This is a genomic window from Amycolatopsis sp. CB00013, from assembly GCF_001905755.1.
Lineage (GTDB): Bacteria > Actinomycetota > Actinomycetes > Mycobacteriales > Pseudonocardiaceae > Amycolatopsis > Amycolatopsis japonica.
The window spans coordinates 736935-762445 of the sequence record NZ_LIWC01000001.1; the positions used below are offsets into that span (position 1 = coordinate 736935).

Below are 25511 nucleotides of genomic sequence, written 5' to 3' on the forward strand. Positions count from 1 at the left end.
GCAACTCTGTCGGCCGAGGGTGGGTCCCGTCGATTACGCGGGAGGTAATGGCGGCCCGGCGCCGGTGGCCGTAGGTTCGTGATCGTGACGACCACACTGACCGCGGGCCGCGCGGGCCGCCCCGTCGGGGAACTCCTCCGTGAATGGCGTGACCGCCGCCGGATCAGCCAGCTGGACCTCGCCATCTCGGCGGACATCTCCACCCGGCACCTGAGCTTCGTCGAAACCGGCCGGTCCAAGCCGAGCCGCGAGATGGTGCTGCGGCTCGGCGAACATCTGGAGGTGCCCTTGCGGGAACGCAATCAGCTGCTGCTGGCCGCGGGGTACGCGCCCGCGTACGCCGAAACCGGTCTCGCCGCCCCGGAGCTGGAGGCGGTCCGCAAGGCGGTGCGCCAGCTGATGACCGGCCACGAGCCGTACCCGGCAGCCGTCGTCGACCGCTGGTGGAACCTGGTCGACGCCAACGCGAGCATCTCGCTCATGACCGACCTGGTCTCACCCGCCTTGATGACGCCGCCGGTCAACGTGCTGCGCGTGACGCTGCATCCGGACGGGATGGCGCCGCACGTGCTGAACCTGGGGGAGTGGCGTGCCCATCTGCTCGGCAGGCTGCGGCGTCAGGTGATCCAGACCGCCGACCCGATGCTGACCGAACTGCTGGAGGAACTGCTCACCTATCCGTGCGCGGATCCCGTCCCCGAGGTGGAGGTCCCCGGACCGGGCGACATCTTCGTCCCGCTGAAGCTGCGGCACGAGGACGCCGAACTCACGTTCTTCAGCACGGTCTCGACGTTCGGCACGCCGCTGGACGTCACGGTCGCCGAGCTGGTGATCGAGTCGTTCTTCCCGGCCGACGCGGACACGGCGGAGTATTTGCGCGCGTATGCCGCGCGCGGGGTGGAATGATGCGGGGCAAGAAGCCCTGCCACCGAACCCAGTGAGGATTTCCCTTCCATGGCCGTGCCTTCCGTCGTCCTGAACAACGAGGTAGCCATCCCCCAACTCGGTTTCGGCGTCTGGCAGGTGCCCGCGGGCGATACGGCCAAGGTCGTCCGGACCGCCATCGAGACCGGGTACCGCAGCATCGACACCGCCGCGTCGTACCGGAACGAAGCCGGTGTCGGCGAGGCGATCCGCTCATCGGACGTCCCCCGCGACGAACTGTTCATCACCACGAAACTGCCGAATCCGGGCCACGGTTACGACGAGGCGCTGCGGGCGTTCGACGCGAGCCTCGCGGAGCTTGGGCTGGACCACGTCGACCTCTACCTGATCCACTGGCCGATGCCCGCCCGCGGGAAGTACGTCGAAACCTGGCGGGCGCTGGAAAAGCTCTACGCGGACGGCCGGGTGCGCGCGATCGGGGTGTCGAACTTCCACGTCCCGTATCTGCGGCGGCTGTTCGACGAGACCGGGATCGTGCCCGCGGTCAACCAGGTCGAGCTGCATCCCCGGCTTCAGCAGAAGGCGTTGCGGGAGTTCCACGCCGAGCACGGCATCGTCACCGAGGCGTGGAGCCCGCTGGCGCAAGGCTCTTTGCTCTCGGACGCGACGCTGACCGCCCTCGCCGCCAAATACGGCAAGAGCCCGGCGCAGCTCGTGCTGCGCTGGCATCTGCAGCTCGGCACGGTCGCGATCCCGAAATCCGTGACACCGTCCCGGATCCGCGAGAACTTCGACGTCCTCGACTTCGAACTCGCCGAAGACGATCTCGCCGCGCTCGCCGAGTTCGACGACGGGACGCGCACCGGTCCGGACCCGGACACCTTCTCCTCGTGAGTGTTGGGTTCTAACGGTCCCAACACTCACGAGGCCGAGACCGAATCGGGAGTCTTGCGTGATCAGGTGGACGACACGCGTGTCTGGAGGGACATCACGCGAGTCGTCCGTCTGGGCACATGTGTCGTCCGTTCCGTCACGTGTGTCGTCCGTCGGATCACGCCAAACCGTCGGACACGGTTGGTGCTAATCGTTCTCACCACTCACGAGGACTTGGCCCGCTGGTACTGGCGTCCCAAGTACATGAAGGCCCCCTTCACTGCGTCTAGCGCAGTGAAGGGGGCCTTCATGTACTTGGGAAGGTGTGAAGGTCGAGTTCAGCAGAAGTCCAAGACACCCTTGGCCCTAACCGTCCCCACACTCACGAGGCGGAGGTACGGGAAAGGCCCCTTCCCGAGCGGCGAAGGGGCCTTTCCCGTGGTTCGGGGCCTCAGGTGGCCTTGATACCCGCGGCTGCGAAGTCGGCCTGCTGGGCGGGCTGCTGGAGGTACTGGCGGAACGTCTGCGCGGCGCGCATCTGGACCTCGTCGATGTTCTTGCCGGCGAGCCCGACGAGCGGGTAGTCGGCCGAACGCGCCGTCGCGACGGACTGGGCGGGCGAACCGACCAGCTCGGGCTTGGCGGTGTTCAGCTCGGTCACCCAGTAGGAGGACTCGGGGATCCAGGCGGCGGGAAGGCCGCCGATGGAGTCGAGGTTGGTCCGTCCGACGAGGCCGTCGAGCACCGAAGCGGAGGACAACGCGTCGATCTGGATGATCACGCAGTGGTCGCGGACCACGGTCGCGGCGTTGTTCCACCGCTCGGCCGCCGCACGGACCGGCTTCTCGATGCTGGGGGTGACGATGACCCGCATCGGGGTGTCGCCGGCGCTGCACGCCTTGGCCTGGGCTTCGGCGCGGGTGTTGAGCTCGCCGTCCGCCCAGTTCCAGCCGAACACGCCGATCGCGACCAGGACCACGAGGACCAGGCAGGCGATGGGCCATTTGGCGATCCGCCGCCGCGGGGCCTTCTTCCCGACGATCCGGTGCGAACCGGTCGCCTCACCGCGACCCTGAGGCCGCTTCGGCGGGTCGAGGGGATGCGGCACCGGCTCCTCGGCCACGCTGTGTCGCCCCATCGTTGTCCTTTCGAAACGTGCGCGCTCGCGCTGCGTATGCAATCAAACCGTTATCACTCTAACAGGGGAGGATGTTACGGGGAATGCGACGACTCACAGTTGTTTTCCGCGTGTCGCGGGAACCTTCTTTAACTCGGCCAGGAGCCGTTGGCAATGCGCTATCAGGTGCTCACGCAGCGGCGCGGCCCGGCGGGCGAACCCGGCCTGCGCGCGGGCGTACTCGGCACGGCCTTCCGGGGTCTCGATCCGCACGGGCGAGTACCCGAACGACGCCAGATCGTACGGGCTGGCCCGCATGTCCAGCTCACGGATGTCCGCGGCCAGCTCGAAGCAGTCCCCGACCAGGTCGGCCGGGACGAATGGATCGAGCTTGTACGCCCATTTGAACAAGTCCATGTTGGCGTGCAGGCAGCCCGGCTGCTCGAAGTCGACCTGGTCTTCCCGTGCCGGCCGCAGGGTGTTGAGTGGCCGGGCGGGCTCGGTGAAGAACCGAAACGCGTCGAAATGTCCGCATCGGATCTCGAGCGACTCGACGACGCCGTCGGTCCCGGCCGAGCCGAGCCGGAGCGGAAGTTGTGAGTGGCGAACCTCATTCGCCGATTCCCGGTAAACCATTGCCCATTCGTGAAGCCCGAAACAACTGAGTCTCGGCGAGCGGGACGCGGTCGCGGAAAGCAGCCGGAGAACGAATTCCGCGGTCTTGGCCCGGCCCTCGGTGAAGCCATCCGGGTCGAGCATGACGCCGTCCGGAGTCTCCAGGTAGCCCTTCCGCTCCAGGAACCGGCGCGCGGACGCGCCTTCGAGCACGACACCCGGGCCCGGCTGCCAACGCTCGAGATGCCCTGGCCGGTGCGAGTAGTAGCTGAAGAGGAAGTCGAGCACCGGATGCTTCTCGCCCCGCGAGCGGCGGCGCTGGTGCGGCGTCGTCCAGCGCCGCATCCGCGTGACGTGGTCGTCCTCCCGAGCCCGCCACACGGGCTCGGGAAGGACGATCAGGCCGGTCATGACATGACGTGGGTACCGTCGCGGACAGTTCCCACGTATTCCTCGACGAGGTCCTCCAGCGCGACGACGCCGACCGCGGCCCCGGCCGGGCTCAGCGCCCGCGCCAGGTGGCTGCCTTCCTTGCGCATCGCCGAAAGCGCCTCGTCCAGCCGGGCGTCGGCGTGCAGTTCGGTGAGCGCCCGCGTCTTGTCCGACGGCACCACGGTGGTCGGGTCCTCGCCCACGAGGTCGAGGATGTCCTTGACGTGGATGTAGCCGGTCAGCGTCCCGTCGTCGGTGCACACCGGGAAGCGGGAGAACCCGGTCGAGGACACCGCGCGTTCGACGTCGCCCAACGTGGGCGAGCAGGGCAGCGTGGTCAGCTGGGCCGTCGGGACCAGCACGTCCGCGACCGTCTTCTCCACCGAGGACAGCGTCTTGCTCAGACGCTGGTGCTCGGAATGCTCCAGCAGCCCCTCGCGGCGCGACTCGCTGAGCAGTTCGGCGAGTTCGTCGGAGGTGTAGGCGGTCTCCAGCTCGTCCTTCGGCTCGACCTTGAACACCCGCAGCAGCGAGTTCGCCACGAAGTTCAGCAGCCAGATGAACGGGTTGGCGACCTTCACCCAGGCCACGTGCACCGGCACCAGCCACAGTGCCAGCCGCTCCGGCTCGGCGATCGCGAGGTTCTTCGGCACCATCTCGCCGATGAGGACGTGCAGGATGGTGATGAACGCCAGCGCGATCGCGAACGAGATCGGGTGCAGCAGGACCTCGGGGATCCCGAACAGCTCGAAGAACCCGGCCAGCCGGTGGGCGATGGCGGGCTCGCCGAGCCGTCCCAGCAGCAGCGAGCAGATGGTGATGCCGAGCTGCGCGCCCGCGAGCATCAGCGAGACGTTCCTGCTCGCGTTGATCACGATCCTGGCGCGCGTCTTTCCCTGCTCCAGCAAGGCTTCCAGCCGGTCACGCCGCGACGAGATCAGCGCGAACTCGGCACCGACGAAGAACGCGTTGGCCAGCAACAGGACCACGACGAGGAAGATGTTGAACCAGTCGCTCATCGGGCGGGCTCCTGCTCGGCGGAGGTCGCGGTTTCGCTGACCCGGCGGACTTCGACCTCGGCGATACGGAGACGGTCCATTTTGGTCACCGTGAGCCGCCAGGCGTCGAGTTCGGTGGCGTCGCCGGGGGAGGGGATCCGGCCCAGCCGTTCGAGGATCAACCCGGCGATGGTCTCGTAGTCGCCGTCGGGCATCCGGAACCCGGTCTCGTCGGTGACCTCGTCGGCGCGAAGCTGTCCGGACACGAGCCAGTTGTCGGCGCCGACCTGCTGGGAGGACGGCGCTTCACGCTCGTCGTGCTCGTCGCGGACGTCGCCGATGATCTCCTCGACCACGTCCTCCAGGGTCACCAGGCCCGCGGTGCCGCCGTACTCGTCGACGACGATCGCGAGCTGGAAGCGGGAATCACGCAGCCGGTTGAGCAGCGAGTCGCCAGGCAGCGATTCGGGCACCGTCGGGATCGGCCGCATGACCGAACCGATCCGTACCGTGGCGCGCTGGGCGGCCGGGACGGTGAACGCCTGCTTGATGTGCACCGCACCCTGCACGTCGTCGAGATCCTCGGTGTAGACCGGGAAACGCGAGAAACCGGTGCGACGCGAGATCTCGATGAGGTCGGAGATCGTGTCGTCCACGGTCAGCGATTCGAGCTGGACGCGCGGCGTCATCAGCTCGTCGGCCGTCCGCTCGCCGAAGCGCAGCGACTTGTCCAGCAGTTCGGCCGTCGACGTGTCGAGCGTGCCGCTTTCCGCGCTGGACCGCACGATCGAGCCGAGTTCCTGCGGCGACCGGGCCGACCGCAGTTCTTCCTGCGGTTCCACCCCGAACTTGCGGACGAGGAAGTTGGCGCTGTTGTTCATCAGGGTGATGAGCCAGCGGAACAGCGACGAGAACCGCGAGTGGTACCCCGCGACGGCTCGCGCGGTCTGCAGCGGCCGGGCGATCGCGAGGTTCTTCGGCATCATTTCGCCGAGGATCATCGACAGCGACGTGGCCAGGATCAGCGCGACCGCCAGCGAGACGCCGTTCGCCACGCCTTCGGAGAACCCGACGGCGGTGAACAGCGGGTGCAGCAGATCACCGATCACCGGTTCCGCGAGGTAACCGGTGATCAGGGTGGTGATGGTGATCGCCACCTGCGCGCCGGAGAGCTGGAACGAGAGCGTGCGGTGCGCCTTCTGCACGGTGTGCGCACGTTTGTCGCCGACCTGACGGACGTTCGCGTCGACCGTGCTGCGTTCGAGCGCGGTGAGGGAGAACTCGGCGGCGACGGCGAGGCCGGTGCCGACGGTCAGCAGGAGGAACAGGAGAATGCCGAGAACGGCGAGCAGGATTTCCATCATTTCCTGCCGGCGGGGTCGGCGGGAAGAGCCGCGGAACAGCCGGGTGTGCCACCCGGCTCGATACTGTCACCAGGTGACTGCGCGTCGCGCACGAAAAGAGTCACTCCTCGATCGGAATCCACTGACACCGCCGCTGTACTGCGGCGATGGGACAATCTTAACGTGTTCCCCCGGCCGCGTGGGCACGGTGCCGTCGCACGCTCTCCTCGACCAGGTCGAGGACGGGGCCGAGATCGTCTCCGGGCTGGCCCATCGCGAGGTGGGAGACGAGACCTTCGAGAACGAGTTCGAGGTACGCGGTCAGGACGTCGACGTCGACGTCGTCACGCAGGATCCCGGCGTCGCGCTGGCGCTCCAGGCGGCGGCGGGTCGCGGCGGTCAGCTGGTGGGACCGCTCGGCCCAGCGGGCCCGGAACTCGGGGTCGGTGCGCAGCCGCCGGGAGACCTCCAGCCGCGTCCCCAGCCAGTCGGCGGGGTGCTCGCTGCGGTTCGTCAGCAGCTCGCGCATCACCTGGACGAGACCCTGCTCGGCGACGATGTCGGCCATGCGCACCGCGTCGTCCTCGGCCAAGGCCAGGAAGAGGGACTCCTTGTCGCGGAAATGGTGGAAGATCGCACCGCGGGACAGTCCGGTGGCTTCTTCCAGGCGCCGGACGGTGGCACCCTCGTAGCCGTGGCGTGCGAAGCACACGCGGGAGCCGTCGAGGATCTGGCGCCGGCGTGCGTCGAGGTGATCCTGGCTGACCCGTGGCATCCTGGGATCCTGTCACCGGGAACCCGGTTAATGCAATCCGTACGTACGTACTGTGACCAGTTCGCGGGATGATCCGCCCCACCGGGAACCGGACGGCTCCGAGACACGTCCGACCACTCGGCCGGATCGGCTGACACGCCGTCCGCCGCTTGGCTACTCTTTGTCCATCACCGTGTGTGAGTGCTGAGGGGAAGGTGCGGGTGTGAACATCATCGGCGACGCCGCGAGCGCGATCAAGGCCGTCTGGGGTGACCTCACCACGCCGAAGGAACCGACCGTCTACGGCGGTGGGGGCGGCGGTGGCGGCGGGTTCGAGATGAGCCCCGAGGAACTGAAGACCGTCATCGGGCTCTGGCAGGACGAGCTGAAGAAGGTCTCCGAAGACGGTATGAAGATCGAGGACATCCTCGCCGATCTGAGGCCGCCGGGCCAGGACGAAGCCAGCTCCAGCTACGTCGATTCCGGCGTCGATTCGCTGCTCGCCTTGCAGAAGCAGAACGACTCGATGAAGGAATACATCACGGGCTACATCGCGAAGCTCGAGATCGCCAGGACGAAGACGATGGTCACCGACCAAGCCAACACCATGCGCACGACCTGAGGATGCCGAACGTGTTGAGGAAACGCGCCGCGGTGGCGGCGCTCATGCTCGTATCCGTCGCGGTGGCGGGCTGCACGGGGGAGAACCCCGGGAAACCGTCGCCCAGCAGCGGATCTGCGCCGTCATCGGACTCGTCGGCGGCACCGGAGGATCCGAACGTTCCGAAGGTGGCGAATCCGCTGGACGCCTCGGCGTACGTCGGCGACGCCTGCAAGCTGCTTCCCGCCGCCGCGGCCGCGGAGCTGGGGTTCACCGAGCCGGGCGAGCCCAGGTCCGAGTCGAGCAATCCGAGCTGCGGCTGGTTCATCAGGGGCAAAGGGGAGACGCTGCAGATCATCCTCGGCAGCGGAAACCGCGAAAAGGGCGCGGGCGGCCTGGCCGGAATGTACAAGGCCAAGGAATCCGGGCAGCTGCGGTTTCTGGAGCCCGGCCCCGAGGTCGACGGCTATCCGACCGTCTATTACGGAATCCAGGACCGGCGGGCGCGGGGTAACTGCGATCTCGCGGTGGGCGTCGCGGACGACCTGACGATCAACACCCTGGCCGCCGGCTACGGCGACGAACAGAATTCGTGCGGGACCGCGCGGAAACTCGCGTCGGCCATGATCAAGACACTCAAGGGGGCATGAGAGTGGACGGCAAACAGATCTTCGAGAACTTCACCCAGGGCGACACCCGCAACCTGCGTTCGGCGGCCGATCGCATCGCCGAACTCTCGGACGCCTATGTCGAACGCGGCATGGCCATCAAGTCCCTGCAGACACGGATGACGTCTTCCTGGACCGGTTCCGCCGCCGACGCGGCGAACGCCGGCGCGGGCCCGCTGGAGCAGGCCTTCAAGGAGACCGCGCAGCCGCTGTTCCAGACCAGGGATTCGGTGACGACGCAGGCCGACAGCTTCGACGACTCCGGGCAGACGGTCGTCCCCGTGCCGCCGAAGCCGGACAAGCCCAACCCCTGGACCACCGGCCTGAAGGGCGCGATCCCGATCGCCGGGCCGTTCATGGTCAACAACGACATCAAGAACTACCAAGAGGGCGTCGCGAAGCACGAGGCGGCGAACCAGAACAACGTCCGCGTGATGGACCAGTACGACTCGGTCACCAGCAGCACGAGCTCCAGCCTGCCGACCGACTACGGCGTGCTGAAGAACGACGGCGCGGACGTCAGCGTCAAGACCCCCGGCGGTACGCCCCCGGTCATCATCCCGCCGGTCAAGCCCATCCGGAACGGTGGCGGGGACGACAACGACGGCACTGACACCAGCGGCACGGACGACAACGGCACCAACCCGAACCAGAACAGGCCGGGCGGCGACGATCGCACGCCGACCAAACCGGGCCCGAACGACGACCGTCCGGTGATCCCGAGGGACCGGCCCGACCCCACCATCCCGCCGCCCACGACGCGCAAGCCGGGCGACGGGGACGACACCACGCGGCCGTCCGGCGGTGGCAAGGGCAAGCCCGGGCCGACGACCGAGATCCCGGGCAGGATCCCCGGACGGGGTCCCGGCGGCGACTCGGACAACGTCATCGGCCTGCCGAACGGCCCCGGCCAGAACTACAACCCCAACGGTCCCGGGCAGAATCCGCCGGGAAGCACCGGCGGTCGCAACGTGCCCCCGCCCAACAGCGCCGCGGGCAGGCTGCTCGGTGGCGAGGGCGGCACCGGCGGCCGGGCGGGCGCTCCCGGTTCCGGCGGTCTGGGCTCGGGCCGGGGCTCCGGCATGGGCGGTCTCGGTGGCATCGGTGGAGCCGACCACCTGGCCGGCGGTCGCGGAGCGGGCGGTCGTGGCGGCGGGCAGATGGGTCCGATGGGAGCCGGCGGCCGGCGCGCCGACGGCGACGAGGACGACGAGCACCAGCGTCCCGACTACCTGATCGAGGCCGACCCGGACGCGATCTTCGGCACCGACCAGCGGACCAGTCCGCCGGTCATCGGCGAGTAGCGGATGACCGTGAGAACAGGCCGGGTGGACGTCCCGGTCGAAGCCTTGGCGGTGCTCGCCGAACGCGAACGCGTCGGCGACCTGCACATCACGCTGCGTCCCGAACCGCGCTGGCTGTCCAGGACGGCCCGCGCTGAGGCGGACAAGCGTGTGGAAGCGGCGCTGGCGCAGGCCGGGCTGCTGGATTCGAGCGGCCGCGCGTCGGTCGACTTCCTGGACTGGCTTCCGGTGCTCACGAAACCGGCCATCGAGTACTACGGCTGGGTGAACACGGGAGGCCAGACCTACGGCGTCCTCGCCGCTTCGCTGGGGCTGCAGGCGGTCCTGGCGGTGGCGTCGGGCGACTGGGTCGGGCTGCAGGAGATCGATCGGCGACGGTTGCCCGAAACGCTGATCGAGCAGCTGCCGCCCGTCCCGGCGGGCGGCGGCAGGCTGCGCACGGTCCGCGCGTACGAGCTCGAAGAAGCGGCCCGCCGCGGCCCGGACACGCATTCGCTGCCGCCGGTGATCGCGGACATCGTCAGCCTCGTGCAGCGACCGGTCGAGGGGAGCGGCGAGCTCTACGTCGGCAAGCGGGACGAGGTCGGCAGGCATGTGGCCGCCGAGGATCCGCTCCATTTCGCCGACACGGACTGGGGTCGGTACCTGAGCTACACGACCGGCCATGGCAACGACGCCGTGGTCCACATCGGACCGGCGGGCCCGGCGGAGCTGGCAGACGCGCTCAGGCACGTCTCCAGCACCCTGGCCGGCTAGACCGTCACCACGGGAACACCGCCCTGAGCGCGGCCGAGATCGGTTCGAGGTCGGCGACGAGACATTCGAGTTCTTGGTCGCTCAGGGCGTTGTACGGCGTCTCCGCGAGCCTGTCGGTCATGGCCTCGACGCGTTCCTTCGTGGCGCGCCCGGCCGGGGTGAGCCGGCCGTCGTCCCCGACGAGACCGCGGTCGCGCATCCCGTCGACGACCGCGGTCAGCCGGGCGGCGGGGAGGTGCCAGACCCGGCCGAACTCGTTCGCGGGGATGTCGAAGGACAGGGCGTGGAGCACATGGGACTCCGTGCCGCCGATGCCCTCGGCCAGCAAGGCGACGGTGTGGCCGTCGCCGCGGTGTTCACGCAGGAGAGTGGCGGCGTGCCACAGCCTGGCCACAGGCTCCTGCGGGACCGGGACAGTGCGGAGGGCGGCGTAGAGGGCACGTCCCTCCACCGGCGCGCTGGTCGCGGCCTTCAGCAGGAGGTCGCCTGCGCGGGTGACCTCGGAGGCGTCGGCGAGTTCGCCGAGGATCCGCCGCATCCCCGCGACGCATCCTCGTTCGCGGGCGGCCAAGGCCGCCTCGGGGGTGGTCAGCTCCCAGACCTTCGGGATGTGGCGGGCCACCTCGCCGGGGGCGAAGTTGTAGAAGATCGCGTGGACGACCTCGGCGGGCACCGACCGCCCGAACGGCGCGGCTCGCCCGGCGAAGTAGGCGTCCCATTGGCCGCGCAGGCCGAGCGCGATCAGGGCCTCGTCCGACTCGTCGGCGAAGTAGGGCACCAGGCCGATGGGCTCGATCAGGTCGTACATGCGGCGGGCGTTCGGCATCTCATCCCCTGAGGCTTCGTGGCGACGCCCTCGTGGCGGCCGCTCACCTTGTCCACGAATCACTCACGCCGGAACAGACACCCGGTGAAGGGAATTTCGCGGAAGATCGGGACGCTCGCCCAAGTCCCCGCACTGCTTAATCCCGCGCGCCAGGACACGACCCCGGCTATTGTGACAGCGCTGTTGTATTTCTGGCGGGGTCTGGGAGGACGAGAACGTGACACGGCTGTATCCGGAAATCGAACCGTACGACCACGGGATGCTCGACGTCGGCGACGGGCACCTCGTGTACTGGGAGGTCTGCGGGAATCCCGACGGCAAACCCGCCGTCACGCTGCACGGCGGCCCCGGCACCGGCTGCAGTACCGGGCTGCGCCGGTACTTCGACCCGGCCAAGTACCGCGTCGTGCTGTTCGATCAGCGAGGCTGCGGCCGGAGCACCCCGCACGCGGGGGAGCCCGAGGCCGACCTCTCCGCCAACACCACCGACCACCTGATCGCGGACATGGAACGCCTTCGCGAGCATCTGGGCATCGAGAAGTGGCTGCTCTTCGGCGGTTCCTGGGGCTCGGTGCTCGCGCTGGTCTACGCCGAGCGCCATCCGGACCGGGTCTCGGAGATGGTCCTGATGGGCTTGGCGACCGGACGGCGGAGCGAGACCGACCTGCTCACCCGCGGCCTGGGCGGCGTCTTCCCCGAGGCGTGGGCGAAGTTCCGCGACGGCGTTCCCGAAGAGGATCGCGACGGTGACCTGGCGGCGGCATACCTCAAGTTGCTGATGGACCCCGACCCGGCGGTGCACGAGAAGGCGGCGGCCGACTGGTGCGCCTGGGAGGACGCGATCATCCCGACCTCGCCGCCGTACAAGAGCTTCGAGACGCCGGAGTTCCGGCTCGCCTTCGCCAGGCTGGTCACGCACTACTGGAGCCAAGGGTCCTTTTTGGACGAAGGCGTGGTGTTGCGGGAGGCCGGGAAACTGGCCCACATCCCGGCCGTGCTCGCCGAAGGAAGTCTCGACCTGGGCAACCTCATCGGCACCCCGTGGGAGCTGGCGCACGCGTGGCCCGGCAGCGAGCTGGTGGTCATCGACGAGGTCGGCCACAGCACCCAGGACGAGCCGATGCGCGAAGTCCTCATCGGCGCGACGGACCGCTTCGCTTCCTGAGCCACGGATCGCGCGTGAAGGCCTCCTTCCCTCGACTGAGCCGAGGGAAGGAGGCCTTCACGCGCGTTGTCAGGGGATGACCAGCGCGGGGGAGGTTTCGGGAGCGGTGGCGTCCGAACGGGTGGTTTCGGCGAGCCGCAGCCCGGTGGTGCGGGGTGCGATCCGGTCGAGGTTCCACGAACTCAGCAACAGGGCCACTTTCGCCCGCATCTCGGTCCGCAGGCGCAGGAACGAATCGGCGGGATCGGCGCCGACCTCGCCGAGCAGAAGCCACCAGGCCCACGCGGCCGCGCCGGCGTTCGCGACGAAGTCCGGGATCACCGGGATGCCACGGGCCGCCAGCCCCGCCTCGGCGTCGGGCGTGGTCGCCGCGTTGGCCGCTTCGATGACGACCTTCGCCTTGACGACGCCCTGGTTCCCGGCGCGCAGCGCGTAGGAGATCGCCGCCGGGACGAGGATGTCCGCCTCCGTCGCCACGATCTCGTCGCGGGGGAGCAGCCGGACGTCGGCGGGGAGCCGGCTCCGGTCGATCTCGCCGTAGGAGTCGCGCAGTTCCAGCAGCGCGGGGATGTCGAGACCTTCGGGCCGGTACAGCGTCCCGGCCGCGTCGGCGACAGCGACGACCTTCATCCCGGCTTCGTGCAGGTACCAGGCCGCGCCGCCGCCCATGGTGCCGATGCCCTGGATGGCGACCGTGGTCTTCTCGGCGGGCCATTCCCACGCGTCGGCGACACCGAGGCAGGCCTGTGCGACGCCGTAGCCGCCGATCACGTCGCCGAGCAGGAGCCCGCCGGGGACCGGAGTGCTCAGCCCGGCCTGCACGCGGCGAAGGGTGTGCGCCGGATCGGCCGAACGACGGATCGCGGCGTGGTACGACTGCTCGAGCCCGAGCTTCGCGAACACCTCGTCGATCAGGTGCTGGGGCACGCCGAGGTCCTCGGCGGTCACCCAGTGGTTGTCGATCCACGGCCTCAGGAACGAGCAGAACCGTTCCAGCACACCGAAAGCACGCTCGTCCTTCGGATCGAAGTCGATACCGCCCTTGGCCCCGCCGACCGGCAGGCCGAAGGTCGCGGTCTTGTTCGCCATCCCCCTCGCCAGGTCTTCGACCTCGGTCATCGTGCAGCCCGCGCGCATCCGGGTCCCGCCGGTCGCGATACCGGAGACCAGGCTGTGCACTACGAGGTAGCCGGTGGCACCGGTGACGGGGTCGGTCCAGACGAGCCTCATCAGCGGTTCGGCGTTCCTCGCGGCCATGCGGCCACCTCCTTCGTGGATTCGGGGTCGTTCCTGCGCCACTTCCGAGGGTGCGCCCACGCGGGCGCGCGCGTCCATTTACCGAATCTGAACGATGATGTGCAGAGAAACTGGTGTAACGCGTCACCGGGCGTCCGCGACCGCACCCGATTACGTTGGGGCCATGGAGCTTTCGTTGCACCGCCTGCGGATGCTCCGCGAGCTGAGCAGGCGCGGCACCGTCACCGCGGCCGCCGCTTCGCTGCATTACACCGCTTCGGCGGTATCGCAGCAGCTGGCTCAGCTGGAGCGGGACGTGGGCGCGAAGCTGTTCGAACGATTCGGCAGACGGGTGCAGCTGACCGAACTGGGGTTGCTGCTCACCGAGCACGCCGAGGAGATCCTGGGGTCGGTCGAACGGGCGACACTGGCCTTGGAAGAGGCGCAGGAGACCGTTTCGGTGCGCCTCATGGCCGGAGTGTGGGCGTCGGTCGCGTCGGGTCTGCTGCCGCATGCTCTGGCCGCGCTCGCGGGTGAGCATCCGGGTATCCAGGTCCGGACCCGTGAGCTGGCTCCCGAGGACACCGCCGACGCCGTGCGTGACGGCGAACTGGATCTGTCGTTCGTCCTCGACTATTCCGACGCGCCGATGCCATGGGACGCGGGCCTGGAGCGCGCGGTGATCGCGGTCGAACGGCTGCACGCCGCCGTACCCGCCGGCGCGGTGCCCGCGGGGAGTGCGTCTTTACTCGAACTGGGTGAGCATCCCTGGATCCTCGCCAGCCCGAAGAGTCATTTCGGCCGCGCGGTGCGCACGGCGTGTCACCGGCACGGATTCGAGCCCAAGATCAACCACGAGGTCGAGGAGCAGTCCACGGCGATGGCGATGGTCAGGGCGGGGCTCGGGGTGACCCTCGTTTCCGACCTCGGGCTCGGGCTCCGGCCGCCGGGGATCGACGTCGTCGCGTTGACCACGCCGTTGCTCCGGACGGTTTCGATCGCCTACCGGACGACCTCGTCGCGGCGGCCGGCGCTGCAGCTGGTGATCGAGGCGGTGCGGAACGCGGCGGCCGCGCTGGGCCTGGGCACGGAGCCCGCTTTGCCCTGATCGTCCGTCCCGGAACGTGGTCCGGCGATCCTGCCCGGCAAGAACCGGACTGATTTTGTCGGACCCCGCGTGTAGCGTCCGAAGTCAAGGTATCTCAGTTATCGGACAACCGACTGGACGGCGGAAAAATGACTACTGTTCATGATTTCCCCGAGAAGTCCGGGAGCGCGTCGAACGCGACGGCGAAGGTCCTTTCGGACCGCGCCGAAGGTGAGGCGTATGTGGCTTCCGTGTGCTTCAAACACGGGCCACCGAGACTTCTCGGCGTAGAGCTGGAATTCACCGTGCACTACGCCGACGAACCCGCCCGGCCCCTCGATCCCGACGATCTCGCCGGCGCGCTCGGTCCGCACACACCGCGGACATTGCGCCCCGACAGCCCCGCCCTCCCGCTTCCGGCAGGTTCCCCGCTGAGCCTCGAGCCCGGATGCCAGGTGGAGATCTCCGCTCAACCACAGACCACGCTGCGTCACCTGGACGCCGTCGTCTCGGCCGATCTGGCCCATCTCGAAAGTCTTCTCGCCGCACGAGGCCTGTACCTGGGGGACACCGGGATAGACAGGCATCGCGCCCCCGCCCGCAAGCTGGGCACCCCGCGCTACGCCGCGATGGAACGCCGTTTCGCCCCGATGGGCGACGGCGGCGCGACGATGATGTGCAGCACCGCGGGCCTGCAGGTCTGTGTGGACACCGGCGAGGCACACGATCTGCCGGTCCGCTGGGCCGCCGTCCACGCGCTCGGTCCGCCTCTGCTCGCCACCTTCGCCAATTCCCGGATCCACGCCGGACGCGACACCGGCCACGCGTCCGCGCGCTGGCTCGCCGTCATGGAAACGGAGAAGGCCCGCACCCGGTCGGCGGAACCGGGCAAGGATCCGGCCGCCGGGTGGGCGGGCAGGGTCCTGGACACCCCGTTGATGGTCCTTCCCGGCCCCGACGGCCGCTGGGACGCGCCCGATTCCCTGACCTTCGCCGACTGGATCGACGGACGGGGCGAGGGCGCCGGGCTCGGCAAGCCGACCGAGGACGACCTGGCCTATCACCTGACGACGTTCTTCACCCCGGTCCGTCCACAGGGGTATCTGGAGATCCGTTACCTGGACGCCCAGCCCGCCGCCAGGTGGCTGCACCCGGTGGCCCTGCTGGCCGCACTGCTCACGCGTCCGTCCACAGCGGACAAGGTGCTCGAACTGTGCGAACCGGTCATGGGCCGTTGGGAGTGCGCGGCCCGGTTCGGCCTCGCCGACCGGGCGATCGCCGACGTCGCGAGCAAGGTGGTGGACCTCGGCTGTGCCGAGCTGGGCACGACCGGTCTGCCGCCGGAGACCATCACCGAGATCAGCGAGGGCGTGCAATCCCTCGTGAGGGGTTCGAGGAGCCACCAGTCATGAGCGTGGAAAGCACCGAGACCAACCCGCTTCGCGCGCTGAGCCCGCAAGACCTGCGGGCTCACGCGGCCGAGGCGCTCACCAGGGCCCGTGAGCGCAGTGTCGCGCTGACGAGCGTCGACGACGAAGACCTCGTCCGCCAGCATTCGAAACTGATGTCGCCGCTGGTCTGGGACCTCGCGCACATCGGCAGCCAGGAAGAGCTCTGGCTGGTGCGCGACGTCGGCGGCCGCGAGGCGCTCCGGCCCGACATCGACGACATCTACGACGCGTTCCAGCACGCCCGCGCGGATCGCCCGGCGCTGCCCCTGCTGGGGCCGGAGGAAGCCCGCAGGTACGTCCGCGAGGTCAGGGAGAAATCCTTCGACATCCTGGAAACCGTTCCGCTGCAAGGCAGGCGGCTCACCGAGGACGCCTTCGCCTTCGGCATGATCACCCAGCACGAGCAGCAGCACGACGAGACGATGCTGGCCACCCATCAGCTGCGCAAGGGCGATCCGGTGCTGCACGCGCCCGCCCCGCCGTCGTCGCGGTCCGGGCCGCTGCCCGCGGAGGTGTTCGTACCCGGCGGTGCCTTCACCATGGGCACCTCCGCCGAGCCGTGGGCGCTGGACAACGAGCGTCCGGCGCACGAGATCGCGGTGGAGGCGTTCTTCATCGACACCGCGCCGGTCACCTGTGGGGCGTACGCCGAGTTCCTCGACTCCGGCGGTTACGAGGACCCGAAGTGGTGGAGCGAGCGCGGCTGGGCGTACCGCAGCGAGCACGGCATCGACGCGCCGCGGTTCTGGAAACGGGAGCAGGACGGCTGGTGGCGGACACGGTTCGGCGTCTACGAGAAGGTGCCGGCCGCGGAACCCGTGGTCCACGTTTCCTTCCACGAGGCCGAGGCGTACGCGGCCTGGGCGGGGCGGCGCCTGCCGACGGAGCCGGAGTGGGAGAAGGCCGCCCGGTTCGATCCGGCGACCGGCCGGTCGCGCCGGTTCCCCTGGGGCGACGAGGAACCCACGCCCGACCACGCCAACCTCGGGCAGCGGCATCTGCGGCCCGCGGAGGTCGGCGCGTACCCGGCGGGTGTGTCGCCGCTGGGCGTGCACCAGCTGATCGGTGACGTCTGGGAGTGGACCAGCAGCGGTTTCGAGGCGTATCCGGGATTCGCCGCCTTCCCGTACAAGGAGTACTCGGAGGTGTTCTTCGGCGGGGACTACCGGATCCTGCGCGGGGGCTCGTTCGGCACGGACGCGGCGGCCATCCGCGGCACGTTCCGCAACTGGGATCACCCGATCCGGCGGCAGATCTTCTCCGGGTTCCGCTGTGCCCGGGACGCGCGGCCGAGCGAGGTGGCCTGAGCGGCATGTGCCGTCACGTCGCGTATCTCGGCGAGCCGCGTTCGCCCGCCGAGACGCTCTTTCACGCCCCTCATTCGCTGCTCGTGCAGTCGTACGCCCCTCGTGACATGCGGGGCGGCGGCTCGGTCAACGCGGACGGGTACGGCCTCGGCTGGTACGCCGATGGCCCCGAGCCGCTGCGCCTGCGCCGGTCCGCTCCTTTGTGGACGGACGGTGACCTGCCCGCCCTCGCCGGATCGGTCCGGTCGCACGCCTTCCTGGCGGCGGTCCGGAACGGTACGACGGGGATGCCCGTGGTCGAGGCGGCGAACGCGCCGTTCACCGGCGGCGGCTACCTCTTCAGCCACAACGGGCTGGTGCGGGGCTGGCCGGACTCGATGGCCGAGCTCGCCGCGAAGCTGCCGATCACCCGGCTGCTGACGCTGGAGGCGACCACGGATTCGGTACTGCTGTGGGCTTTGCTGCGTGAACGGCTCGAGGCGGGCGAAGACCCGCTCGCGGCCGTCACCTGGCTGACCGGAGCCGTCGAGGAGGCGGGGCCGGGTTCGCGGCTCAACCTCCTGCTGACCGACGGCCGGACGCTCATCGGTACCGCGTGGACGCATTCCCTGTCCTATCGGGACATCGGAGACGGTGTGCTCGTCGCGTCGGAACCGTGCGACGACGAACCCGGCTGGACTCCCGTTCCCGACCACCACGCCGTCCGGGTCACCGGCGCCGGCGTGGAGATCCTGCCCCTCGAAGCCGATCGGAGCCCTGAGGCACGATGACCGAACTCGACCTCGACGTACACCACAGCGAATCGGATATCACCGAGCAGCTGCGCGCGGACGTCCGTGCCGGCCTGGAGGCGGACCAGAAGTGGTTGTCGCCCAAATGGTTCTACGACGCGCGCGGCAGCGAGCTGTTCGAAAAGATCACCGCACTGCCCGAGTACTACCCGACCCGGAGCGAACGGGAGGTGCTCGCCGCGCGCGGCGGTGAGATCGCCGAAAGCTCGGGCGCGCACACCCTGGTCGAACTCGGCTCCGGATCGAGCGAGAAGACGAGGCTCCTGCTCGACGCGCTCACGAGCCACGGCACGTTGAAGGAGTTCGTCCCGCTCGACGTCTCCGAGACCGCGCTCGCCGAGGCCGCGGAAGCCATCACCGCCGACTACCCGTCCCTCGAGGTCCGAGGCGTGGTCGGTGACTTCACCCAGCATCTCGACCTGCTGCCGGGCGACCGGCCGCGGATGGTGGTCTTCCTCGGCGGCACGATCGGCAACTTCCTCCCCGCCGACCGTGCCACCTTCCTGCGCTCGGTCCGGGAGGTCCTCGACGAAGGGGAGTGGTTCCTTCTCGGGACGGACCTGGTGAAGGACCGAGAGACTCTGGAGCGCGCCTATGACGACGCCGCCGGGGTGACCGCCGAGTTCAACCGCAACATGCTCCACGTGATCAACAACGGCCTCGGCGCGAACTTCGACCCGGCCGCGTTCGACCACGTCTCGTATTGGGACGAAGAGAACGAATGGATCGAAATGCGCCTGCGGGCACGTGAGCCGCTGGCCGTCGACATCCCGGGTGCCGACATGCACGTGAAGTTCGACGAGGGCGAATACGTGCGCACCGAGATCTCCGCGAAGTTCCGGCGGGAGGGAATCGCGGCGGAACTGGCCGAAGCCGGTTTCTCGGTGGAGAAATGGTGGACGGACTCGGAATCGCGGTTCGGGGTGAGCCTGGCAAGATCTGTCCGTGGCTAACCCTCTCACGTCGCTCGCCCGTGTGCTCGGCACCAAACCGTGGCTGATGGGGCTCGCGGGCGGGATCATCTGGGTGGACAAGAGACTCCACCGGCTGTTCAAGGGGAAGGTGAGCCTGGTCGCGCTGGCCGGGCTCCCTTCCCTGCGGCTGACCACGACCGGCCGGAAGAGCGGGCTGCCCCGCAGTACCAATCTTCTGTATTTTCCGCACGGGGAAGGTTTCGTGCTCGTCGGCTCCAATTGGGGGAGGCCGAACGATCCGGCGTGGACGCACAACCTGCGCTCGCATCCCGACGCGGTCGTCGCGCTGGCGGGCAAGGAGATCCCGGTCAGGGCCAGGGAACTGCTCGGAGACGAGTACGAGGCGATGTGGAAACGGCTGCTGGAGTTCTGGCCCGGTTACTCCATGGAGGAGAACGCCGCTTGCCGTGTGTTACCGATTTTCGAGTTGAAGACAACCACTCGATAGGTTCGTACCATCCTTTCGGCCGGTGACTGGGTTACCGGCCTGTGCGAGGCTCCTTGGGTGTTACGCGCCGTGACGTCGGCGGCGCATCGTGCGACGTGGTCCGACACGTCGCCAGCCGAGGGAGGAGTCGTTTTGCCGAGATCCACAAGGAGGCCGGTGCGCGGTTTCGCACTGGTAGGGGCACTCGTGGCCGGCGCCGCGCTGACCGGGGCGTCCGGGACGGCGGTCGCCGCCCCAGAGGCCGGGCCGCCCGCCGCCCAGGTCGGTGCGACGGCGCCGGTGAACTGGGGTGCCTGCACGGCGGACCAGCTCCGCGGTGTTCCGGCCGATCAGGTGAAGTTCTACAGCTGCTCGCGGTATCGCGTGCCGATCGACCACGACAACGCGGCGCTCGGCACGATCGACATCGCGATGCTGAAGCGGGCGGCGAAGACGCCCGACAAGAAGGTCGGTTCGCTGTTCCTCAACCCGGGCGGCCCCGGCGGCTCCGGGTTCCGGATGCCGATCGGCGCGGCGAACTACTTCCAGCCGCAGGTGCTGGACCGGTTCGACCTGATCGGGTTCGACCCGCGCGGGGTCGGCGCCAGCAACCCGCTCAAATGCTTCACCACGCAGGAAGACGCGGACGACGTCTTCGCCGCGCAGATCCCCGTGCCGCTGTCGCGACAGGAGATCTCCGGGACGCTGGCCTCGTACCGCGACTACGGCCAGTTCTGCAAGAACAACGCGGGCGCGCTGCTGAACCACATGTCCACCAAGGACGTCGTGCGTGACCTCGACAAGATGCGGGCGGCCGTCGGCGACCAGAAGCTGACCTTCGTCGGCTTCTCGTACGGGACCCTGATCGGGTCGACGTACACGTCGATGTTCCCGAAGCAGAGCCGGGCGATCGTCATCGACGGCAACGTCGATCCGGCGCTGCGCACCAGCGACGGCGTGCAGTACGACCGCGAGCGCGCTCGCGGGTTCGAGATCGCGCTGGACGCCTTCCTGCGCAAGTGCGCGCAGGTCGGGCCGAAGTGCTCCTTCAGCGCGGGCACGCCGCGGGAGAAGTTCGACGAGATCCGCGACCACCTGCGGCAGCAGCCGGTCAAGCTGCCCGACGGGAGCAGCTACGACATCAACGCGTTCACCAGCACGGTGGCCGGGGTGCTGTACTCGCCGACGTCGTTCCCGCCGCTGGCCGACGACCTGCAGGCGCTGTACAACGTCGTCCACCCGCCCGCGGCGCAGGCGCAGACGGCTCAGGCCGTCGAGCTGAAGGTGCTGCGGTCCGGGGCGAACGGGCGCGCGGACGCGAACCCGGACAGCCCGTACACCGGCGACGACTCGTACTTCGCCGTGAACTGCTCGGACAAGAAGATCACGATCAAGCAGGAGAAGGTCCCCGAGATCGCCGCGAAGTGGGAGAAGGAATCGCCCACTTTCGGTCGCTACCAGGCGTTCTCGGACGTGGCGGGCTGCCCGGTGTGGCCGGTGAAGAAGCCGGACGTCTACCGCGGCCCGTGGCAGGCCAAGACCGACACCCCGGTCCTGGTCGTCGGCAACTTCTACGACCCGGCGACCCAGTACCTGTTCTCGAAGCGGATGGCCGACGAGCTGGGCAACGCCCGGCTGCTCTCGGTCGACGCCTTCGGGCACTGCATCCTGGGCGACTCGCTCGGGGTGGACAAGGTGACGGCCGACTACCTGATCGATCTGAAGGTCCCGGCCAACGGCCAGGTCTTCCAGCCGAACGTCCAGCCGTTCGAAACCGCCTGATCCCAGGCTGAACACCACGAAGGCCACCGTCTCGGCGGTGGCCTTCGCGGCGTCCGGGGACCGGTCCCGAACTCCCGGCCCTAGGGTTCCGGACGGGGAGGGCCGGATTGGCCGGACGAACTGCTCGTCCAGGAGATCCGGGTGGGTAACCAGGGCACCGGCTTCGGCTTGGTCGCGGCCGCCGGTGCGCCTGGCTCACCCATCGGCCTCAGGTGTCGACGCTCGCGTAGGCGTCCAGACCGTAGTTCGTGGCATACGCGTTCTCGACCCCGACCAGAAGGTCGACCACCTCGAAGTACCGGTCCCAGAACGGCGTCTCGCGCAGCGCCTCGACGAGCAGCTGGTACGAGTGGTGATCGTCGGCCTCCCACACCCACACGTCGGTCACTCGCGCGGAGTAGAACTCGGTGTCGAAGAAACGGGACCGGACGCCCTTCACCTTGCTCTCGATGGCGGGGAGGACCTCGGTCTTGAAGGCCGACACCCGTTGTTCGACGGCGAGCCCGAGCCACTCGGGTGTGGTCTTCACCAGCATGAAAGCGGTCACTTCGGACATGGTGCTTCCTCTCGATCAGGCGTAAGCGCCGGCTTCGATGTCCTCGGCCAGGCTCGGTCCGTACGCGGTCCACTTCAGGAGTTCGCGGGTGCGCGCGCTGGACGCGGACATGTCCAGCGCGAAGAACCGGCCGACGAACCCGAAGTGCTCGGCGGCGTTCTCCGGTGCCACGGACACCACCGGGACGTCGAGCGTCCGTCCGATGGCTTCGGCGATCTCCTTCGTGGTGACGGCTTCTTCCGCGACCGCGTGGAGCAGCGAGCCGGTGGGCGCGCCTTCCAGCCCCAGCCGGACGAGCCGAGCCGCGTCGGTGCGGTGCACGGCGGCCCAGGCGGCGGTGCCGTCGCCGAGATACCCGGAGATGCCGTGCTTGCGGGCGGCCGCGACGAGCGCGGCGACGAACCCGTGGTCGCCGACGCCGTGCACGGACGGCGCGAAGCGGGCACTGATCACCCGCATGCCCTTTTCGGCGTACTCCAGCGCGAGGTTCTCGGCGCCGCCACGGTGGGAGTCGGGGCCGACGGCGGGGGAGAGGTCGGTCTCGGTGGCGGGGCGTCCGGTGGCCAGGGTCGAGAGGCCCGCGGCGAGAACGAAGGCCCGGCCGGTGCCGGTCAAGGTGTCGGCGAAGGTCTGGACGGCCGCCCGCTCGGCCCGGTCGGACTCCGCGGGGTTGGCCCAGTCGTGCTTGTTCGCCAGGTGGATGACGGCGTCGGCCGACTCGGCGCCCGCACGGAGGCCGTCGAGATCGTCCAGGTCGCCGCGGCGGACCCGGGCGCCCTTCCGCTCCAGAGCGGTGGCGGAGTCGTCCGATCGGGCGAGGCCGGTGACCTCGTGGCCGGCGTCGAGCAGTTCGTCCACGACGGCCGAGCCGATCCAGCCGGTCGCCCCGGTGACGAATACGTGCATGGGAATGCTCCTTCTACTTGGTGTTACGGGAAAGCCGTGATTGCAGGACGACGAGCGCCCCGAGGACGAGCACGCTGACCCCGATCACCCGGAGTGCCGTGCTCGCGCCGGTGACGAACGCGGAGATCACTTCGGGAGAACGGCCGGGCGCGGCGACGGCCAGCGCCTGCGCGACGGTGTGCGGATCGTGGGCCTCGCGGATGTCTTCCGGCAGCGCCGCGACGAAGCGTCCGGTGAGGACGGTGCCGATGACCGCGACACCGAGCGCGCTGCCGAATTCGCGCGTGGTGGCCTGCAGCCCGGCGCCGACACCGGCCTGCGCCGGGGGCAGCGAACCGGAGATCGCGGCGGACAACGTCGGCAGGGCCAACGTGACACCGATCCCGGTCACCACGAGCCAGGCAGCGTAGACCGGATACGGCGTCGAAGTGTCGCTTGTGGACAGTCCGATGAGGCCGCAGCCGCAGAAGAGGAACGCGATGGCGACGACGACGTCGACTCCGAAGCGCTGGACGAGCTTGCCCACGTGCCGCGCGCCGAGGACGACCGGGACGGTGAGCGGGATGATCCCGAGCCCGGTCGGCAGCACCCCGAAACCCTTGCCGTACTGGAGGAAGGACGCGTTGACGTAGAACAGCGCGAACATCCCGAAGAAGATCGCGGTCATGCCGAGACAGGCACTGCGCAGCGCGGGCACCCGGAACAACCGGGGATCGAGCAACGGGTGCTCGGCCTTCAGTTCCACGAACGTCCACAAGGCGAACAGCACGACCGAACCGGCGAATCCGGCCAAGACGATCGGGCTGGTCCACCCTGCTTCAGGCCCTTCGACGATGCCGAGCAGCAGCGCGACCGACGCGCCGACGAGCAGGACGGCGCCGAGCGGGCTGAGCGGCCGCTCGTGCCGCGGCGACACCGGCGCGATCCGGGCGACGAGCGCGGCGAGCGCCAGCGAGAGCGGGACGGCGGCAGCGAACAGCCAGCGCCACGAGCCGCTCGTCAGTACGGCACCGCCGCCGACATTCCCCACCACACCGCCGATCCCGGTCATCGACGCCCAGGTCGCGATGGTCACGCCCTTGCGCTCGGCGGGAATGGCGTGCAGCAGGACGGCGAGCGTGTTGGGCAGGACCGCGGCGGCCCCGATCCCGGTGATCGCCCGGCCCGCCAGCAGGAAGGGCACGTTCGGCGCGATCGCCGACAGCAGCGCGCCGAGCGCGAAAAGCGCCAGGCCCGCGAGCAGGACCCCCTTGCGGCCGAAGCGATCGCCCGCCGCTCCACCGGGGATCACCAGACAGGCGAAGAAAATGACGTAGGTGTCGACGATCCAGATCAAGGCCGACGCGGACGGGTGGAGGTCGCTCGCGGCGAGCATCGGGACGGCGAGGTTGATCGCGGCGACCATCCCGACGACGAGTACGACACAGGCGCACATGGCGGTCAACAGGCCGCGTCGGTCCGCCGCGGTTTCGGCAGCGTCGCGGATTTGAAGTCGGAGTGGCATGTCCACGACGCTATGGGCCTGCGGATTCTTCGCGCCACGCAACATTGGCAATAGAGAGTTGCGTACGATGCAACTATGGCCGATCAGCTGGACCTGAACCTCTTGCGGGTGTTCGACGCCTTGCTGCGGGAGGGCAGCGTGACGGCGGCCGCCGAACGCCTGCATCTGTCGATCCCGGCGGCGAGCCGGGCGCTGGGCCGGTTGCGGCGCGCGATGGGGGATCCGATCCTCGTGCGCGCCGGCCGCGGGATGGTGCCGACGCCGTTCGCGCTCCGCACGGCCCCGCGGGTGCGATCGCTGCTCGACGAGGCGTCGGCCTTGATCAGCGCGGATCGCGAGTTGTCGCTCGGCGACCTCGAACGCACTTTCACCATCCGCATCAACGACGGCGTCGCCGCGACACTGGCGACGGTGGCCGTCGAGGCGACCGCCGCCGTCGCTCCGGGCGTCGTCCTGCGCTTCGTCGCGGAAGGCAGCGAAAGTACCGAAGCCTTGCGAGACGGTTCGGTGGATCTGGACATCGGCGCGGGTGACATCACGGCCCCCGACATCCACTCGGAGCTGCTCTACCACGAACGTGTGGTCGCGATCGTCAGGGCGGACGGCCCGCTCGGCGGTGTGCGGCGTCCGACGCTGGCGCAGCTTTGCCGCTATCCCCACGTTTCCGCGTCACGGCGAGGCCGGGGCAGAGGCCCGCTCGACGACGTGCTCGAGGCGGCCGGCCTCCAGCGCCGGGTCGCTGCGGTCGTCCCCACCTCCGCGGTCGCCGCGTTCCTGGTCGCGTCGAGCGACTACATCGGGCTCGCGCCCCAGCGGCTCGCCGAGCACTACGGCCGGTCACTCGGCATCCGCTGGTTCCCGATCCCCGCCGAGCTTCCACGCATCGAGGTCTGCCAGCTCTGGCACGCGCGGCTCGACGCCGATCCGGCCCAGCGCTGGCTGCGTGACACGATCCACGCCGCGCTCGGGCGGTCCGGTGGTAGAGTCCCGAAGGTTGATCAACACCGATCGAGTACGAAAGCGAGGTGAGCGGCACATGCCGGAAGACAGTTCTGGACCGACCGGACGTGGTCGCCGTTCACCCGTGTGCGCGGTGCGCTGACCTTCTCCGGTCTCCTTTCCCTGTCTGGCTTTGTGTACGCACGCCAGAAAA

The 25511-nt window shown here is 69.1% G+C and carries 25 protein-coding genes; 15 read left to right on the forward strand and 10 right to left on the reverse strand.

Annotated elements, in window-relative coordinates; all coding sequences use genetic code 11:
* Positions 1-78 precede the first annotated feature (78 nt).
* The gene (locus tag AMK34_RS03210; RefSeq protein ID WP_073842802.1) at positions 79-906 is read left to right on the forward strand and encodes a helix-turn-helix domain-containing protein; all 828 of its coding nucleotides are present in this window, start codon (positions 79-81) and stop codon (positions 904-906) included.
* Between the two features lie 48 nt (positions 907-954).
* Positions 955-1779: an aldo/keto reductase gene (locus tag AMK34_RS03215; protein WP_073842804.1), complete on the forward strand. Its 825-nt coding sequence runs from the start codon at positions 955-957 to the stop codon at positions 1777-1779.
* Positions 1780-2209: 430 nt separating this feature from the next.
* Here the strand turns inward: AMK34_RS03215 and AMK34_RS03220 are convergent, their stop codons facing one another.
* The 5 genes from AMK34_RS03220 to AMK34_RS03240 form a co-directional block, all read right to left on the reverse strand.
* Positions 2210-2896: a hypothetical protein gene (locus tag AMK34_RS03220; protein ID WP_228694986.1), complete on the reverse strand. Its 687-nt coding sequence runs from the start codon at positions 2894-2896 to the stop codon at positions 2210-2212.
* A gap of 93 nt (positions 2897-2989) precedes the next feature.
* Positions 2990-3901, reverse strand: a complete 912-nt coding sequence (locus AMK34_RS03225) for a 3-methyladenine DNA glycosylase (RefSeq protein WP_073842806.1) — start codon at positions 3899-3901, stop codon at positions 2990-2992.
* On the reverse strand, positions 3898-4941 hold the full coding sequence (locus tag AMK34_RS03230; protein WP_038514040.1) for a hemolysin family protein: 1044 nt from the start codon (positions 4939-4941) through the stop codon (positions 3898-3900). Before AMK34_RS03230 ends, AMK34_RS03225 begins: the two co-directional genes overlap by 4 nt.
* Positions 4938-6284, reverse strand: coding sequence for a hemolysin family protein (locus AMK34_RS03235; protein WP_038514037.1), 1347 nt, complete (start codon positions 6282-6284; stop codon positions 4938-4940). Before AMK34_RS03235 ends, AMK34_RS03230 begins: the two co-directional genes overlap by 4 nt.
* Before the next feature lie 157 nt (positions 6285-6441).
* Positions 6442-7038, reverse strand: coding sequence for a TetR/AcrR family transcriptional regulator (locus tag AMK34_RS03240; protein WP_037337340.1), 597 nt, complete (start codon positions 7036-7038; stop codon positions 6442-6444).
* Between the two features lie 202 nt (positions 7039-7240).
* Between AMK34_RS03240 and AMK34_RS03245 the strand changes: the two genes are divergently transcribed.
* Genes AMK34_RS03245 through AMK34_RS03260 form a run of 4 tightly spaced genes read left to right on the forward strand, consistent with a single transcriptional unit; the run spans position 7241 to position 10346 of the window.
* The gene (locus AMK34_RS03245; protein ID WP_038514035.1) at positions 7241-7639 is read left to right on the forward strand and encodes a hypothetical protein; all 399 of its coding nucleotides are present in this window, start codon (positions 7241-7243) and stop codon (positions 7637-7639) included.
* A 2-nt stretch (positions 7640-7641) separates the two neighbouring features.
* Positions 7642-8268, forward strand: a complete 627-nt coding sequence (locus AMK34_RS03250; RefSeq protein ID WP_038514032.1) for a DUF3558 domain-containing protein — start codon at positions 7642-7644, stop codon at positions 8266-8268.
* Entirely contained in the window at positions 8265-9590 is a 1326-nt protein-coding gene (locus AMK34_RS03255; protein ID WP_143202324.1) for a hypothetical protein, read from the forward strand. The genes AMK34_RS03250 and AMK34_RS03255 overlap by 4 nt, the downstream gene beginning before the upstream one ends.
* Positions 9591-9614: 24 nt before the next feature.
* Entirely contained in the window at positions 9615-10346 is a 732-nt protein-coding gene (locus tag AMK34_RS03260) for an ESX secretion-associated protein EspG (RefSeq protein ID WP_083649725.1), read from the forward strand.
* A 4-nt stretch (positions 10347-10350) separates the two neighbouring features.
* On the opposite strand, the gene AMK34_RS03265 is transcribed toward AMK34_RS03260, so the two are convergent.
* Positions 10351-11172, reverse strand: coding sequence for a MarR family winged helix-turn-helix transcriptional regulator (locus AMK34_RS03265; protein WP_073842810.1), 822 nt, complete (start codon positions 11170-11172; stop codon positions 10351-10353).
* 259 nt (positions 11173-11431) lie between these two features.
* On the opposite strand from AMK34_RS03265, the gene pip reads away from it, so the two are divergent.
* Entirely contained in the window at positions 11432-12337 is a 906-nt protein-coding gene (gene pip / locus AMK34_RS03270) for a prolyl aminopeptidase (RefSeq protein ID WP_051972829.1), read from the forward strand.
* Between the two features lie 69 nt (positions 12338-12406).
* Here pip and AMK34_RS03275 read toward each other — a convergent pair whose 3' ends face one another.
* A complete protein-coding gene (locus tag AMK34_RS03275) occupies positions 12407-13594 on the reverse strand; it encodes a Glu/Leu/Phe/Val dehydrogenase dimerization domain-containing protein (RefSeq protein WP_073842812.1) in 1188 nt (395 codons plus the stop codon).
* Between the two features lie 163 nt (positions 13595-13757).
* Between AMK34_RS03275 and AMK34_RS03280 the strand changes: the two genes are divergently transcribed.
* From AMK34_RS03280 to AMK34_RS03310, 7 genes are all read left to right on the forward strand, one after another.
* Complete coding sequence (locus tag AMK34_RS03280; protein ID WP_037337353.1) at positions 13758-14681, forward strand: LysR family transcriptional regulator; 924 nt, start codon at positions 13758-13760, stop codon at positions 14679-14681.
* A 128-nt stretch (positions 14682-14809) separates the two neighbouring features.
* Positions 14810-16072: a glutamate-cysteine ligase family protein gene (locus AMK34_RS03285; RefSeq protein ID WP_073842814.1), complete on the forward strand. Its 1263-nt coding sequence runs from the start codon at positions 14810-14812 to the stop codon at positions 16070-16072.
* Positions 16069-17418 carry an ergothioneine biosynthesis protein EgtB gene (egtB, locus tag AMK34_RS03290; RefSeq protein WP_073842816.1) on the forward strand — a complete coding sequence of 450 codons (1350 nt, stop codon included), beginning with the start codon at positions 16069-16071 and terminating at the stop codon, positions 17416-17418. The genes AMK34_RS03285 and egtB overlap by 4 nt, the downstream gene beginning before the upstream one ends.
* A gap of 5 nt (positions 17419-17423) precedes the next feature.
* Entirely contained in the window at positions 17424-18188 is a 765-nt protein-coding gene (gene egtC, locus AMK34_RS03295) for an ergothioneine biosynthesis protein EgtC (RefSeq protein WP_073842818.1), read from the forward strand.
* Positions 18185-19162 carry an L-histidine N(alpha)-methyltransferase gene (gene egtD, locus AMK34_RS03300; RefSeq protein WP_038514011.1) on the forward strand — a complete coding sequence of 326 codons (978 nt, stop codon included), beginning with the start codon at positions 18185-18187 and terminating at the stop codon, positions 19160-19162. The genes egtC and egtD overlap by 4 nt, the downstream gene beginning before the upstream one ends.
* 46 nt (positions 19163-19208) lie before the next feature.
* Positions 19209-19631 (forward strand): nitroreductase family deazaflavin-dependent oxidoreductase, encoded by a 423-nt coding sequence (locus AMK34_RS03305; RefSeq protein ID WP_051972828.1) that lies wholly within the window; start codon positions 19209-19211, stop codon positions 19629-19631.
* A gap of 156 nt (positions 19632-19787) precedes the next feature.
* A complete protein-coding gene (locus AMK34_RS03310; protein ID WP_038514006.1) occupies positions 19788-21392 on the forward strand; it encodes an alpha/beta hydrolase in 1605 nt (534 codons plus the stop codon).
* Between the two features lie 208 nt (positions 21393-21600).
* Here the strand turns inward: AMK34_RS03310 and AMK34_RS03315 are convergent, their stop codons facing one another.
* The 3 genes from AMK34_RS03315 to AMK34_RS03325 are packed head-to-tail and all read right to left on the reverse strand — an operon-like array spanning position 21601 to position 24289.
* Positions 21601-21948, reverse strand: a complete 348-nt coding sequence (locus tag AMK34_RS03315) for a darcynin family protein (protein ID WP_073842820.1) — start codon at positions 21946-21948, stop codon at positions 21601-21603.
* A 15-nt stretch (positions 21949-21963) separates the two neighbouring features.
* Positions 21964-22854, reverse strand: a complete 891-nt coding sequence (locus AMK34_RS03320) for an SDR family oxidoreductase (RefSeq protein WP_073842822.1) — start codon at positions 22852-22854, stop codon at positions 21964-21966.
* 13 nt (positions 22855-22867) lie between these two features.
* Positions 22868-24289 (reverse strand): MFS transporter, encoded by a 1422-nt coding sequence (locus AMK34_RS03325; RefSeq protein WP_198941657.1) that lies wholly within the window; start codon positions 24287-24289, stop codon positions 22868-22870.
* Positions 24290-24433: 144 nt separating this feature from the next.
* Between AMK34_RS03325 and AMK34_RS03330 the strand changes: the two genes are divergently transcribed.
* Positions 24434-25387 (forward strand): LysR family transcriptional regulator, encoded by a 954-nt coding sequence (locus AMK34_RS03330; protein WP_038513996.1) that lies wholly within the window; start codon positions 24434-24436, stop codon positions 25385-25387.
* Positions 25388-25511: the final 124 nt, after the last annotated feature.